Below are 15,149 nucleotides of genomic sequence, written 5' to 3'. Positions count from 1 at the left end.
TTTCAGACGGAGCGAGCGAAGAGCGCGGGCTCGGAGCCGGGAACCTGAGAGACCTGCTCTCGGGCAACCAGATGGCGAAGGTGAGCTGCACCTTCGGACAGTGCCATCGTCTTTCCCATCGGGGAGATCTCGGCCCACGGCTTGTACCACTTCATCTTTGCCGCGACGTCCCATACGGTGAGCTTGTCGTCGGCGAACTCCTGGAGCAGGTGATCGAGTCGTTCCTGGTGATGCTCGATCAGCTCACCGGCGCGACCTCCGACGTCGTCGATCGGAATGCCGTGAGCGCCGAGACCGCGGGTGATGTTCATGTTCTGCACCCGTGCGAGCGAGTCGAGGAAATCGGCGAGGGCGTCACGCTCGTCGAGGGGGTACACGAAGTTGCCGACGTGCGGTGTTGTCTTCTGCAGGACGTGGTCGCCGGTGAACATGATGTCGGCGTCGTCGAGGTAGAAGCAGACGTGACCAGGCGTGTGGCCGGGGGTGTAGACAACGCGGAGGCCGCGGCCGGTGAGTGCGATGATCTCGTCGTCGACGAGAAGGCGGTCGGGAGCGGACTCGGGGCCCACGGGAGACTCACCCGCGGCAGCCAGTCGGAAGGCATCACGGTCAGCTGCGGGCGCTCCGGCACGTTCCATGTTGTCGAGCTGGTACGCCATCCACTCCTCGTTACGCGCAGTGGCCATCTGATCGAACAGGTAGTGGTCGTCCTCGTGCATGGCGATCCAAGCGCCGGATGCCTCGCGGACCCGTCCGCACAGTCCGGTGTGGTCCGGATGGAAGTGCGTGACCACGACGCCCTCGATATCGGTCACCGAATGCCCGATCTCGGCGAGCCCCGCGTTGAGGCCCTGCCAGCCATTGTCGTCACCCCAGCCAGCGTCGACCAAGATCAGTCCGCCGGGGGATTCCATGGCGTAGACGAGCGTGTGCCCGAGCGGGTTGTCCGTGATCGGGACAGGAATCTGAAATATGCCATCACCGATGGCTGCCGCACCGTTCATGTCAAGTACCTCTTAACGATAAGGGAACGCACTCTTAGTACTTCATGTTTACCGTGCGCTCGTTTGGTTGGTGACACAGGTCCTGCCTGGCGGGAGTTCGGCATGTTTTCGGGCGACTTCGGATCGGGGAGAGTTTATCGACCGAATAGTGCCATTGATTCGAAAGTAGTTGTTGAATAGGGTTTTTCGTGATCTCGTCGTGTCAGGGGCGTCCTCGGATGGCGGATCCGTCGACGAGTCGCGTACTAGCCTCCGAGGGACAGGCGCGCTGTGCGGTTATCGAGAAAGACGGGTCATGCGTTTTCAGGTTCTGGACATCATTTTCAACCCACCCCATCCAGTGACCGGCGAGGAAGTTGCCCCGTCCGATCGGCTCAACCGCGTCGTCGAACTGGCGGTTCTCGCCGAAGAACTGGGTATCGATTCGTTCTCGGTGGGTGAGCGCCATGCCGGGCCGGTTCTTTCGTCGGCGCCAACCGTCGTTTTGGGCGCGATTGCGCAGGCCACGGACAGAATCCTGCTGTCGACAGGTGTCACCGTCCTGTCGCTACTCGACCCGATTCGAGTCGCCGAAGATTTCGGAACCATCGATCAGCTCAGCCGGGGACGCCTCGAGATTGTGATCGGCAAGGGCAACGAGGTCCTTCAATACCCGCTGCTCGGTCTGGACATCACCAAGCAGTACGAGTACCTCACCGAGAACTACGAACTCCTCAAGCTGCTGATCAGCGAGGAAAACGTCAAGTGGGTGGGAACGCACCGGCCTTCGCTCGAGGACGCGACGACGTTACCGCGTCCCTACGACGGACCGTTCCGTATCTGGCATGGATCGGCTACCTCGTTCGAGGCCGTCGAACTGGCGGCGAAGTGGGGCGACCCCATCGTCACCGCCAACGCCTTCCAGCCTCGTGAGAACTACAAAGTGCTGATCGACCACTACCGCGAGCAGTACCTGGCGTACGGGCACGACCCGTCCAAGGCGTACGTCGGCTCGGGTTCGGGTGGATTGTTCCTCGCCGATACCACCGAGCAGGCCATCGAAGAGTTCCGTCCGATCTACGAGGGCGCCGTTGCGCAAGCTGACAAACGCAAGCACGACCCCAAAGCGGTCGGAAAGTCGACGAGCTTCCGGACCATCGAAGAGGCCGTCGACCGCGGGCCGGCGTTGGTCGGGTCTTCGGAGCGGGTCGCCGAGAAGATCCTCGATTATCACGAGAGTTACGGCCACGATTTCCAATCGGTGTCGGTCAATCACGTGCTCGACTTCGAGCAGCAGAAGGACACCCTGCGCAGATTTGCGGAAGAGGTTATCCCGCTGGTGAAGGCCGAACTGTCGACGACACTGTGGACGTCGGTCGACAAAGATCGGGCGAAGGGTTTCACCGCCGTCGCCTGAGCCGTCAGATTTCGGTTGTGCCAATTGGTGCGTGGAGTCTGGGCGGAGTGCTATTCATGGTGTTGATTCGGAGTTGTGGTCGGAGCACACTTCGTGCGTGCTTATCGTCGCCGATTGCGCCTCGACGTAGTGTAGTGGAGGAAGCCAGCGTAACGCCTTCGAAGGACTGAACGGTCAGTTTTATTCTCGATGATCAGTTCTTGTGGCTTACTCGTGAGATGGTTCTAGTGCCGTTGGACGACCCGGATTCCGCGAGCGCCCCGACGGGTGCGAATTGATCAAGATATCGGTTGCCGATTCGACGCCGGCGAGCTGGACACCTTTGGATCGATTCATGCTTGTCCAGGGAGCAATGGGAGATTCGATGAGCTCCGATGAAGATCCTGACATGGTGCTTTTTGCACCGGAATCGTGTGTGAGGTTTCGATTGCTTGAATCCATGCCGCCGCGCTCAAGAATCGAAAAGGCTGGGTCGACAGAAAAAGGCCAGCAGGATAGGAAGTTTCTTTCGGTGTTGGATTCGCTGAACGGTCTCGCAGTGACGGAAGAAATCGTACCTGTTGCTGGGATAAGGGGCCACGAGGACGATGATGACGATTCCAATCAATTGGCTGATGAAATCGGCATTCTCGACGATAATCCTCGAGTTTGTGCGTGTGGAGGGAATTGCCGGTTTGCTGTAGGGGCACGGTTCTGGTATAGCGACCGCGAAAGAACTATCGAAGACTGTGGCAACATTGGTGCAGATGCTGCCGAGATGCTGCCGAGATGCGCGGGATCGAAACAGCTATCAAATGCGGCCAATAACACCGCACTGTCTAAGTTCTGGGTTTTGCGGTTGGTCCACTCGGGGAGTTTATGTCGCACCCGGCGAGACCGAATGGGGCAGACCCCCTGTCCGATGCGATGAGGACGAACCCGCGCAGGGTACTCCTCAATCATAGATGCTTATACTCATTTTCGACGATTCTAGGTGGCATGTATATCTGCGGGGTCGGTCCCATGTAGAAAGCGAGTCAAAGCGATGGCGAACGTCCGACAAGTCGATTGTCTAGCTGGAAATCGTGAACACTGAATATCGTAAGGCATCGGCGTGAATCGAAATCCTATCGATGACCTGAACTGGCGAAAGGAGATCGGTATGGTGTTCTTGTATCTCATTTCCGAGGAAAATTAAATAGGGGAAGCATTCAAACATGCAGATTTCGGAAGATTGCCGAGAAATAATGGTGCAGATGGTCGGCCGCCACATTTCGGGATCTGGCGCAGGATTTCTTGGCAACGACGAACGTGGGCGCAAGTGGGCGTGTTAGAGGTTGAGCCACATTTCCTATCGCAGGAGAGAGTTAATTGTTCGCCGCGCTACATGGACGCCGAGTTTGCGTTGGTGGCGTTAGAGGCGTCGGATCCAACCTTCGGTGCCGCATTGCCCCACCTCGTCCAGGTTTTGGCGGTTGGGCGCGACGTGTACGTCGCGATTCGCCCACGCGTGGCAGAGCTTTGCTGTGACAAAGGCGCCCTGTCGGACATTTCCAACCCACCTTCGGTCACATCGAAGATGCCGAATCATCTCGGTTCCGCCGTCTTCGAGGTTGGTAAGGACGGGCGGATTAAGGGTCAAAGCGATACATGGTGTCGGAATGCCCTGACTATTTTAGAAGTCGATAAAGATAGCCAATACCGTTTTCGTACGTCGATTCGAGTATCTTCCTTTTGGATAGGGACCGGAGAACTCTTTTCATTTCAACTTCGGATATTTCTATGGATCTGGCGAGAGATCTTATGTGTTTACCTAGTATTGGGGATTCCCTGGCTAACTGGATAATTGCCTTCTCTGAGTTTGTTAGGTTCATTTCATCTTCAAAAAGGACTTTGCCTCTCATTTCGGTGTTAAGGAGGTCAAGCCAGTCGGGGGAAAAATTCATGCCATCCGGGTATTCTTGTTCCGATGTTGAGTATTCTGTTGAAGAATGTCGGGACGTGAGGAGGGTTGAGATTTCCCCACGCGGTGAGCTTTGGGAAGGTTTGAGAGTTGTCGGTGTGGGTTCAATTATTCTCTTGCTATTTGAATCAGGGCGTTGCGAAGAAATGTGTTTGTTTCGCTTTTTGTCGGGATTCTTTGTTTTGGTGGAACGGTTTCTTTGTCCACGTAGTTCATTGAGCTCGATCGCATTTATGGGTTCATAATTTAGCTCTGCCATCCGCAGTAGAGAAGCTCTGAAGATTTTTAAAATCTTTGTTTCAATCTGCCGAATCCTCTCCCTGGTCACTCCGTGTATTCTTCCTATGTCATCGAGTGTTCTTGATTCTCCGCATATAAATCCATATCGTAGCTGAATGATATTCAGCTCCCGTTCGTTTAGGTAGGTGAAGGTCTGATCGATATCAGAGCTCGCGATATTGTTGTCGATTATGTCCCAGTCCCTTTGTGGATGGTTCGAGGTTTCCCAGGGTGTCATGCATTGACTGTCTTTAAGCGTGGCCTCAAGATCGAAATCTTCACCGATAGGCGAACTGAGTGACACTGGCTGTCGATCAAGCTTTCGTGCCTCGTATACTTCTGCGATCGTGAGACCTGTTCGGTCGGCTAGTTCGCTGACTGTTGGCGGCCTACCTACGTGAGCTTCGAGTTCTATCGCTGCGCGTCGAATCTTTATGAGCTTCTCGTGAAAATGGACTGGAATTCGAATAAGGGTCCCAGTGTCGGCGATAGCTCGAGTCATGGCCTGCCTAATCCACCATACCGCGTAGGTGGAGAATTTTAGACCCTTTGCATAGTCAAATTTCTCGACGGCTCGTATTAACCCAATGTTTCCCTCTTGTATTAGATCCTCCAGGGGGAGTCCTCGGTTTTGGTATGTGCGTGCTATTGAAATGACGAGGCGCAAATTTGCAGTTGTTAGGGTATCTTTCGCTTGTTTTCCTTGTTTCGCAAAGGAGTTGAGATTCCTGCGATCTACAGATTTCGCTGAAGTCGATTTTTTTTCGAGTTGATGTTGTGCAATGAGACCGAGCTCGATGGACTGAGCGAGTTCTACTTCTTCGTGAGCCTCCAGGAGTCGAAACCGGCTTACCTCAGCCAAGTATTGGCTGATGGTGTCTCCGATTATGCGTTCACCCCGATGCGCTGGCTGGTTCTTTCGGTAGGCATCGAGGTCGAATTCGGAGTCATCGTAGCTGGATAGCTGGGGCTCCTGTTCCGTGCTCAGTTCGGGTGCGGGGTTCGATTCAATTGCGCTCTTGGGTATCGGGGCTGGAACGAGGTCGAGTTGAGGGGAGTGTTGATCTGCCAGCGGAAGATTTGGGAGATCTATGCCAAGGAAGCCAACAAGATTGTGAGCGAATCTAGGCTGATTCTGCGTGGCGGCCTGATGGGCTGCAAGTAGTGCTTGCAGTCGAGTCGAGGTTGGGCGCTGACTTGAACTTGTTTCGTCTTTGATGTTGTTTGAATGGTTAGGGGGACGGTGAAGTGATGGCCCAGAGGCACCCGAAGGCAGGAGGTCGTGGCGTTTCATCGGAGAAGGCCTCTCGTGGGTAGTCCAAGGTGTCAACGATTCTGGTAACGATGATGTCACTCCAGTCAGACATTTCTGGCAAGGTACCTCTGCGTGTTAAGCGTGGTGAACAGTGTTGGCAACGTAGCCTGCACTGATGCTGGTGACGGAAGGTGTGGCTGAATGAGTGTGTCCGAGTGCGAGCCTGACCTTGTGTCAGTTCGGGAAGAGCTCGTTAATTACCTACGGCGTGAACTTGTTGGCCCTGCAGCCGGCGAAGGGGAAACGATCTGGGAGCCTCCGAACCGTCGCTACCTTATGGGTTCGTTATTTCCGTCGACGATCACGCGTGATATTTCAGTTCAACCGCCCGGGCTCGTTGATGATGTCGAACCTGATAGCTCGGGCGATTTCAAACGAACTCTAAATCCAGCCAAGAGTGTTGAGGATGCTGATTCTGAGCTCGCGCCTGTGGCGAGCTACCTACCATCATCACTGGGTCTGACTGTCTTTACATCAGCCTTGCAACTCAATATTGAGGTGACAGCCGCGAACTATCTGACTCAGCGCGGGCCTTGGGAGATATCGAATCAATCGAGGACGAGTGAAGCCGAAGGTAACCCGACTTTCGCTCACCTTGACGTGAGCGACGGTGATGGGCGTCGAGGGACTGGTTCGAAGAAGCGGCGATGGGTTCGCCAGCCAGCACGCCAACAACTCGTGAGTGTCGCGAGTTCGGGATCGCATCGGGTATTCGATGGAGCCGCAGTCGTGGACGTTCAATGGCGTGCAGTTTCAGAGGGTGCTCTCGTGACGATCACGCTTCGAAACGCCCATCAGGCAGCGCAGGGTGTCAAACCGGAGATGCTTTGGGATCAACAGCTGTTTCAGTGTGGGCTGGCTGTTCGGGCAGGGGATGGGCACTTTCTTGAGTATCCGTCGGCAAGTGCGGTCGTGGCCGATGACGAGGCCGATGAGCTCGCACTCCGATATCGCAGACATCGAACCTTTGCGGTCGGTCATGGTTGTTCGGCAATGTGGGGCAAAGGGTTTGACAGAGTAGATCATGTCTGGGCAGATGTTTTGCCGCAATACACAGTTCCGTCGGTTTCACCAGCGGGTGAGGTAGCACAACAAGCTGTCGATCAGATTTATCTCGCCAACGCGGAGCAGGACCGCAAAGCCGTCAGGCTTGCACTCAACGCCCTAGTCGATTCCTATGAGGAATGGTCACATGACCTGGCTCGGACTGCCGATAGCATTGAAGGCAGACCAGGAGCAGCCGCCTCTCGAATCGTCGACAGGATAGCTGCGACGCTTGCCCGGATGCGCCGCGGCGTCGATGTGCTTACCGAGGGCGCGGATGAGACAGCTTTCCAATCTTTTGTATTGGCGAACCGTGCAATGTTGTTGCAGGCCATTCATGGCGGTTCGAAGATGGCTGGTGTGCGGCGTTCACTATCTGAACCGGCTGATCTCACGGCGCCGGATAGCGAGCTGAGACGCTGGCGACCATTCCAGATTGGGTTTTTCCTTACAGTTGTCGGTGGGCTGGTTGATGATGATGACGACGACAGGGCGACCGTCGACCTTCTCTGGTTCCCCACCGGTGGTGGAAAGACAGAGGCTTACCTGCTACTTGGGGCATTCGAGATGATCCGCCGGCGGATGGTGGATGGCGAAAGCGGTGCGGGAACCGCAGTACTGAGCCGGTACACTCTCAGCTTGCTGACGACTCAGCAGTTCCAGCGTGCGGCCGGCATGGTCTTGGCGTGCGAATGGCTCCGGCGTAGAAGCGGGGGGCGGTTAGGCAAACAAGAGTTCTCCATTGGATTGTGGGTAGGGGACTCGACAACGCCGAACAAGTTGTCCGATGCCGCTGCGATTTTCAAAGACCTTCGTCTTGCCCGAGAGACGGAAGATGTTTTTCTTCTCGAACGGTGTCCATGGTGCGGGACGGAGATCATTCCTCGAACCCACAGTGAACGCGACGAGGACTACGGAATCGCCGCCAATGAGACCGCCTTCGCTTTCAACTGCCCACGACAAGATTGCGATTTTCACAAAGGACTACCCGTCCACGTTGTGGATCAGGAACTGTATAGACACGTTCCTTCGTTTGTTCTTGGAACCGTCGATAAGTTCGCAGACTTGGCGTGGGAAGGCCGCGGCGGTTGTTTCTTCGGAAACGCCGGACAGTTTCTGCCTCCAAGCTTGATCATTCAGGACGAATTGCATTTGTTGACTGGACCGTTGGGCACGACAGTAGGCTTGTACGAGCATGCGATCGATATGTTGTGCGAGAAGAACGGCTTTCCAACGAAGATCATCGCGAGTACAGCAACAGTTCGACGCGCGAGTGAGCAGGTCCTCGGTTTGTACGGACGGCGAACTGCGATCTTTCCTCCTCCTGGCCTGGACGAGAGTGACAGCTTCTTTGCACGAACCGACCTCACCGCGCCGGGTCGAACCTATGTTGGCATCATGGCGCAGGGGCACACATCCGACTCGGCGACCGTTCACACCGCATCTGCATTGTTGCAGTCGCCGATTGCGTTGGGGCTGAATGGTACTGAGCGTGACCTATTCTGGACTCTGGTGGTCTACCACGGTTCCCTTCGTGAACTCGGCCGCACGGTGACCATGGCGGGTGACGACATCCCCGCGCGTCTGCAAACAACATACGACGCAGCGGCGCGCGGGGTAGAGGTTGAAGAGTTAACCTCGAACATCAGTCGAAGCGAGCAGCCGGCACTCTTGGAACGACTGTCGAAGACCTGGAATGAACCAGGATGCATTGACCTGCTCGCGTCGACCAACATGATTTCAGTAGGTGTCGACGTATCTAGGCTCGGACTGATGCTGGTAAACGGGCAACCGAAGGGAACTGCTGAGTACATTCAGGCGACCAGCCGTGTTGGACGCCGAGACCCGGGCCTAGTTGTCGGGCTATTTCGCCCGACGCGGCCGAGAGATCGATCCCACTACGAGGGATTCAAGGCCTACCACAGTTCACTTTACCGATTTGTCGAGCCATCGAGTGTCACTCCCTATGCGGCGCCGTCCCGAATTCGGTCGCTACATGCTGCGTTCGTGATTTTGATGAGGCATAAGATTGGGCTCCGTTCAGGCTCCGACGCAGGCCGGATTAGCAACGTCGGGACTGAAGCTCGCGAGATGATCGACCACCTGGTCGCTATTGCTCACCGAGTCGACAGTAGGGAGTCGCCTGCTGTGCGTAAGGAATTGGAAGGATTCCTCGACGTTTGGATGGAAATGGCAGCTGAGGCGAAGTTGGGTGGGCGGGGCCTGTACTTCAGCTCGACGACTGACGATGAGTCTCGTCTGCTACGTGACTTCTGGAGAGGAACCCATGGTGTGCCGACGATGCGGTCGATGCGTAGCGTCGATCGCCAGGGTGAAGTTTATGTGATTGGAACGCCCAAGAGGAGCCGAAAGTGAAGCGCAATATGCGACTGGCACAGACCGTGACACCGTATGGGGTCGGCGCGATTCTCGATGTCAACGGTGAGTCATTCGTCGCAGCAGACACAACAAGTTGGACTAAGTCACTCGATGAGGTTAACTCGCAGCGGCTACGTGCGCTTCTCGGTGGCTCGGCTTTGGTAGCGGCACATACCGACGATTCTGACAGGCCTTACTCCACAGGATCCGGTGGGGTGCCTTATATCCGGTTCCCTGGCTGGCTGTTCTGCAAGACCTGCAGACGAATGGTTCACTGGCACAAAGGCATGGAAGAGCGCGATAAGGTGCCGCGATGCTCACGTTGCAAGACCCACCCCCAGTTGGTGCCGATGCGAATAGTTCAAGCGTGTGCATCGGGACACCTCGATGACGTCGACTGGCAGTGGTACACACATTTTAGAGGTACCGGCGAGCATCGAAAATGTGAAGCGAGGACGGAACTCTATTTCGAGGCTGTTGCGGATGCACCTTCTGCGGGTCTCGAAGGAGTCGCTGTGAGGTGCAAATCTTGTGGCGCAGTGAACACGCTTGCGGGCATCACAGCCGCGAACTCGCTAGGAAGCATGGGCTTCTCTTGTCGTGGTAGTAATCCATGGGATCGGGGCGCTCGGGAGCCGTGCGATGAAGTACCGCGTGCGCTCCAGCGTGGTGCGAGCAACTTGTATTATCCGACTGTGTGGACGTCGATTGAAGTTCCGTACGACAACTTCGACATTGGCGAATCAGACGCGGCCGACGTGATCCGTAAGTCTCCATATTACAAGGCGGTAGTCGCAATTCTTGAGAGTGGACTTTCGCTCGACGACGGGCTTGTGGTCGTAATGACTGACCGCCTTGTTGCGGACGTGGAACTACCCCATGACTTCGTCGTCGGAGTGTTGAAGGGTGAGTTCGATCGTCCGACAGCGAAGACAGACGCTCACAGCCTAATTTTCGGTGAATGGTCGGCGCTGTGTGCTCCGGATGGATTGGACACGGAGGACTTCAAATCTCGTAGGGTTAACCTCGCAGTGCCAAGCGATGTTCGTAAGTCAATCTCGACGCTAGCTGAAAATCATTTCGACTCGGTGGTGTTGGTGGACAAGCTGCGAGAGGTCCGTGTCCTTGAGGGGTTCCACAGAATTGCGCCGGGTCGGCCCGATGGCTTCATTCGTGCGGATGGAAGGACTGGATTTGAGGGTGCAGTCTCGTTCAGCAGGCTTCCAGCAAGTGAGGTCTTTGGCGAAGGTATCTTCCTTTCGCTGGATGCTGGTCGGCTCGAGGCATGGGAGCGGCGGCCTGAGGTCCAGGATAGGGTGCGAGGGCTCAGCGCGAATATGCAGGAATCGCACCTCCGTCAATACCTCGAGCGTACAACTGGTCCAGTTCTCATTCCGCGTTTCGTGCTCCTTCACACGCTCGCGCATCTGCTGATCAGGCGACTGGCGTTCGAATCTGGATATGGCGTCTCGTCCTTGCGTGAGAGGCTTTACGCGCGGTCAACTCCAGACGGTTCGCCGGCGATGAGCGGAGTGTTGATTTACACGGCAGCGGGCGATTCGGAGGGCACACTCGGAGGTCTTGTCCGGCAGGGAGAGTCACCAAATCTGCTTCGCGTATTGCTCGAGGCCCTCCATGAAGCCGCGTGGTGTTCGTCGGATCCGTTGTGTTCTGAGCAGCGCGGTACTGGCTTCGATGGGCTCGGACATGCCGCATGCCATGCATGCACGTTTGCGTCGGAGACGAGTTGCGAGTGTGGAAATCACCTCCTGGATCGATTACTTGTCGTCGATGCAGGACGGAAGGTCGGTTACTTTGACGAGTTGGTCGACCAATCAGAGGCTGAAGCGCTGAGCCTGGTGAATACCTGATGCGGGTGACCTACAGTCAATTGAGTGGTGAACAGGACGCAGTCCTCGAATCTTCGCTCGATGGGTGCCACCTGGTGGTTGGGGGCCCGGGGACAGGAAAGACCACGATGGCGATCTACCGGGCGCTCCTGCATCGAGCTGCGGGAGACACACCCTTGATCGTGGTCCCTGATTTGCTTCGCAAGATCTGTCTAGTTCGACGAATGGGCAATGAGAAGGACTCGGTCCGAATTCTGACGCAATGGGAATTGTTGGACCTGATGGTGCCGGGGCTCCGCGCCGACAGATCGGTCGAGTCCTCGGACCTCTGGGTTCGAGCTCTGGTCTCGGTGGCGCAGAGAAGTGTTCGCTCGCCAAGCAGGCTTGGGCAGTGGGCACTCATTGTTGATGATGCACACGATATGCAACCCGAATTTCATACTGTCGCAGCGATGTTCGCAAGTCGATGCTCGGTGTTCCATGATCGCAGTGTCGTAGTAACAGCGGCCCAGGCATCACTCAGGGTGATCGAGAAAGCCTATCGGCCGGACACACAAAAACCATTGACCTCCAGCCATCGCTGGAATGGCTCGACGCGTCGGTTGCTCCACTCATTGGTTCCTGACCGTGCAGTTCCATTGGCCGCTGGGGGCTCCATCGACAGAGGGCGGGTTACCGGACGAGCGGTCGGGGACGAGCGGACGCTCGCGCGACTTGTCGCCGAGTTGTCACGGGAACGTCGCGGTCAGCGCATAGCACTGACCTGCCGCACAGAGGGTCGGTTCCGTACATTAAGCGCGTATCTGCGCCAAGCCGTCGATGAGAAGTCGTTCACTCCGATTTGGCCTCCGCGAACTGCTCGCCTGACCCAAAGAGACTCCGGACCGGGAGTGACTTTGCTCAGAGAAAGCCTTTTGCGTGGAGTGGAATTTGACACCGTCATCATGGCCGAGCTTGATGAGGTGGTCGATGATGTCACCTCCCCGTCCTATCGAGTCCCGATATACAGGGCCTCGGCGAGTTCGAGTGGAGATGTTCACCTCACATGGTTTTCGGTCGGAGGTGCTGACGAACTGCTCAAATCACTGGACGGGGTGAGTATTCAAGCAAAGCCTGTCCTCGGCACGGGAAGCTGAATGGTACGACCCAGAGCAACTGGACGGGGCTATTCGATCTCGCCTTATTTGGACCGTAGTTTCAGGACTAGTTTTCAACCGTCGCCAACACCGGCAACGATGAATCCCAATCGATCTTGATAGCGGTGGGGTCGGGTGTGTGGATCTTGTTTTGAGGACGGACATTTGTAGATCCGAACACCGCGGCAATTGATGCTAATTCAGTAATTGCCGGCGACGACGTCGAAGGCAATGGATGGATCGATTGGATAGTTGACGACGGATCCGGATTCTCCTTAGCACAAGCAGCGGGCAAAGGGCCGTGACGATGAGTAATTTGGCGAATTGCTCGGGTCGAAAACCGACGTGTAGGCCCCATGCGCGATGATATCCAGGTGAGATTGGTGCCCGCAGTCGAACAGCTGATGGGCGTTATGGGAGGTACCGAATGACTAGTGCGTTGAGCCACGCCGAGACGCTTCGTCTGCCTGCGGACCACCGCTGGGTTGTTCTCGACGTCGAGACGTCGGGGATGCGGTCGGCATCGCATCGTGTGCTCAGTATCGCCGCATTAGTACTGCGTGAGGATGGTTCCGTAGAGCGTCAGTTCTCGACTCTGCTCAATCCAGGATGCGATCCGGGGCCCGTCCACGTTCACAACCTCACTCCCGATCGCTTGGCTGGTGCGCCGCGTTTCGAAGACATTGCTGAGGAATTCGCCGACTTGCTCTCAAGCCGGACCATGGTGGCGCACAACGCGTCGTTCGACTACGGCTTCCTCGACGCAGAGTTTCAACGCGCAGGTTTTGGCACCCCGATCGAGAAGCGGCTGTGTACTTTGGCGCTCTCGCGACGCCTGGAGCTCGACGTACCCAATCACAGGCTCGCAACACTGGCCGAGTATTGGAAGATAGAACAGGTCAATGCGCACGACGCCTACGACGATGCGCGGGTACTCGTCGAGGTCTTCGGCAGGAGCGCATCTCTCGCGGAAACGCTGCAACTTCCGCTTCCAGTGGTGGGGTGTAAGGACCGCCGGGCCACGGTCCACTCTCGCGAGATCAAGCGAGTTCCGTCGTCATTCACCAACCCCGGACGCCTCGATTTGACTCACGGCTTGGTCCAAGGAATGAAGATAGCGATCAGCGGTCCGACCTCTGCACCCCGGGCTACGCTGGCTGCCCGGCTCACGGACGCGGGATTCGAGTTCACCAACACCGTGAGTCGACAGACGAGTGTTCTGGTGTGTGACAACACTGCATCTCAAAGCTCGAAAGTACGCAAGGCCGAGTCGGATGGAATTCCCGTGATCTCGGAGCGGCAGTTGGAGCACTTGTTGGCACGTGCAGTGCCGGGTGAGATCAAGATTGAGGGCGCTGCAGTGGGAGTGAGCACTGTTGATCCCGTGCCTGACACGATGACAGCGCCGGAGGTCGTCGAGGTCGAGCACGAGGTGGGCCTGGTGCCGGAGATTGTCCTATCTGCGCAACCTCGTCTCGACGAATCGACCCCCGCGGTACGGCCATCATCGATCGCGACTGCATCCCCGCTCGCGAATCGCAAGGCGAAGGCGTGGCAGGGGCGTCGCGTTCTGATTCTCGGCGGTACTCATCTCGACGGCGTGATCATGCGGTCGCGCATCCTGCAGCTCGGTGCTCGTCCGTCTCTCAACTTCACAACCGCGGTCACCGAGGTTTTGGTGTTGGAAGGCGGTGAATCTGACAAGCGGATGGCGAGGGTCACAGATCGAGGGCTTCCTAAGATCACGGAATCCGACGTCAACGAGGCGTTGGTCTCGGGTGTAGTTCCCGCCCACATGAGGCTCGAATCGCGCTTGTCTGCACCGATTTTGATGCGCGGCGAGGTCGTCGATCTTCCTGCCGCCCAGTCGTCGTGGTCGATCAATGTTGCGTGGCGGGCAGAGAATCTTGGCGACGAATTCGACGTCGATGTGGTTGCCTTTCTCCTGGATGGAACAAACAAGGTCGATTCGGATCAGGATTTCGTTTTCTACAACAACACCGTGGACGAGGACGGCGCAGTCGAGCTCTCCGTCGACGGTGACAGTGAGCAGAGTGTCCGTGCAGATCTCGATGCTTTGCCTGCGGAATGTCAACGTGTTGTCATCGCAGCAGCAGTCGACGGTGACAAGACATTCGGCGACTTAGGAGCAGTCTCGGTCAGCATTGATGGTTCCGACGGAACATTTGCCACATTTGTACTCGATCTCGGAACGGTCGAGCGGACCATGGTTCTCGCCGAGATCTACCGCCGCGGAAATGTTTGGCGGCTTCGGGCGGTAGGTCAGGGGGTAAGTCCGGATAGAGCTGCCGCAGAAGCACTGCGGACTGCCAACGATTGAACGTTGATCGGAGTCCTGACGCGATAGTGGCAGCAGCTCCCCAGATGTCGCCTTCTGCAACGCTCGGGGCAATCCGCAATCGTTTCAGCGATCGCCATGCGCAATTCGCTGGAGAGTGCGCCGCCAGTTTGGCAGTTACCTCGACGAGGTCGGGCGGTATCCGACCGTCGGTCAGCGTTGTGGTGCTCTCGGCGAGGGTCAGGAATGGATCGAGACTAGTTGCCTCGTCAGTCGCCTCGGCATCTGAGTCATGGTGCGACTGTAAGACATTGCGGAGCCATCCTTGATCGTCCGAGCTGAAATCGAACACGTCGAATTGCTCTCGATCGATATGCATCGGCCACGACCAATAGAAGTGTTGTGCCCCGGTCGCAGTCGAAGTTTCGCGACCACGCGGAATAGTCGACTGAAGTCGCTCCGCCACGGTGGCTTCGAATGACGCGGTATCAACCGGGTCGACGTG

At 56.6% G+C, this 15,149-nt stretch carries 8 protein-coding genes; 6 read left to right on the top strand and 2 right to left on the bottom strand.

Annotated elements, in window-relative coordinates; all coding sequences use genetic code 11:
- Window positions 1-2: 2 nt before the first annotated feature.
- Window positions 3-1,004 carry an MBL fold metallo-hydrolase gene (locus BH682_RS19630; RefSeq protein WP_054831764.1) on the bottom strand — a complete coding sequence of 334 codons (1,002 nt, stop codon included), beginning with the start codon at window positions 1,002-1,004 and terminating at the stop codon, window positions 3-5.
- A 295-nt stretch (window positions 1,005-1,299) separates the two neighbouring features.
- Here BH682_RS19630 and BH682_RS19625 point away from each other — a divergent pair, with 295 nt between their 5' ends.
- Entirely contained in the window at window positions 1,300-2,400 is a 1,101-nt protein-coding gene (locus BH682_RS19625) for an LLM class flavin-dependent oxidoreductase (RefSeq protein WP_075833849.1), read from the top strand.
- Between the two features lie 364 nt (window positions 2,401-2,764).
- Entirely contained in the window at window positions 2,765-3,310 is a 546-nt protein-coding gene (locus tag BH682_RS35950) for a hypothetical protein (RefSeq protein ID WP_143542569.1), read from the top strand.
- A 739-nt stretch (window positions 3,311-4,049) separates the two neighbouring features.
- Here BH682_RS35950 and BH682_RS19615 read toward each other — a convergent pair.
- Window positions 4,050-5,915 (bottom strand): sigma-70 family RNA polymerase sigma factor, encoded by a 1,866-nt coding sequence (locus BH682_RS19615; RefSeq protein WP_075833845.1) that lies wholly within the window; start codon window positions 5,913-5,915, stop codon window positions 4,050-4,052.
- A 162-nt stretch (window positions 5,916-6,077) separates the two neighbouring features.
- Between BH682_RS19615 and BH682_RS19610 the strand changes: the two genes are divergently transcribed.
- From BH682_RS19610 to BH682_RS19595, 4 genes are all read left to right on the top strand, one after another.
- Window positions 6,078-9,356: a helicase-related protein gene (locus tag BH682_RS19610; RefSeq protein WP_075833843.1), complete on the top strand. Its 3,279-nt coding sequence runs from the start codon at window positions 6,078-6,080 to the stop codon at window positions 9,354-9,356.
- An 8-nt stretch (window positions 9,357-9,364) separates the two neighbouring features.
- The gene (gene drmB, locus BH682_RS36760; protein WP_223304607.1) at window positions 9,365-11,230 is read left to right on the top strand and encodes a DUF1998 domain-containing protein; all 1,866 of its coding nucleotides are present in this window, start codon (window positions 9,365-9,367) and stop codon (window positions 11,228-11,230) included.
- A gap of 107 nt (window positions 11,231-11,337) precedes the next feature.
- A complete protein-coding gene (locus BH682_RS19600) occupies window positions 11,338-12,345 on the top strand; it encodes a hypothetical protein (protein ID WP_143542570.1) in 1,008 nt (335 codons plus the stop codon).
- A gap of 427 nt (window positions 12,346-12,772) precedes the next feature.
- A complete protein-coding gene (locus tag BH682_RS19595; protein WP_075833837.1) occupies window positions 12,773-14,686 on the top strand; it encodes a TerD family protein in 1,914 nt (637 codons plus the stop codon).
- The last annotated feature ends 463 nt before the right edge of the window (window positions 14,687-15,149 follow it).

The organism is Rhodococcus sp. YL-1 (assembly GCF_001942025.1).
Taxonomy (GTDB): Bacteria; Actinomycetota; Actinomycetes; order Mycobacteriales; family Mycobacteriaceae; genus Rhodococcus_F; species Rhodococcus_F qingshengii.
This window is presented reverse-complemented; position numbering and strand designations above follow the sequence as displayed.

Excerpts from the sequence above, each read along its gene's own strand:
- BH682_RS19630 (WP_054831764.1), bottom strand. The coding sequence starts at position 1,004 with ATGAACGGTGCGGCAGCCATCGGTGATGGCATATTTCAGATTCCTGTC.
- BH682_RS19625 (WP_075833849.1), top strand. The coding sequence starts at position 1,300 with ATGCGTTTTCAGGTTCTGGACATCATTTTCAACCCACCCCATCCAGTG.
- BH682_RS35950 (WP_143542569.1), top strand. The coding sequence starts at position 2,765 with ATGAGCTCCGATGAAGATCCTGACATGGTGCTTTTTGCACCGGAATCG.
- BH682_RS19615 (WP_075833845.1), bottom strand. The coding sequence starts at position 5,915 with ATGAAACGCCACGACCTCCTGCCTTCGGGTGCCTCTGGGCCATCACTT.
- BH682_RS19610 (WP_075833843.1), top strand. The coding sequence starts at position 6,078 with ATGAGTGTGTCCGAGTGCGAGCCTGACCTTGTGTCAGTTCGGGAAGAG.
- drmB (WP_223304607.1), top strand. The coding sequence starts at position 9,365 with ATGCGACTGGCACAGACCGTGACACCGTATGGGGTCGGCGCGATTCTC.
- BH682_RS19600 (WP_143542570.1), top strand. The coding sequence starts at position 11,338 with ATGGCGATCTACCGGGCGCTCCTGCATCGAGCTGCGGGAGACACACCC.
- BH682_RS19595 (WP_075833837.1), top strand. The coding sequence starts at position 12,773 with ATGACTAGTGCGTTGAGCCACGCCGAGACGCTTCGTCTGCCTGCGGAC.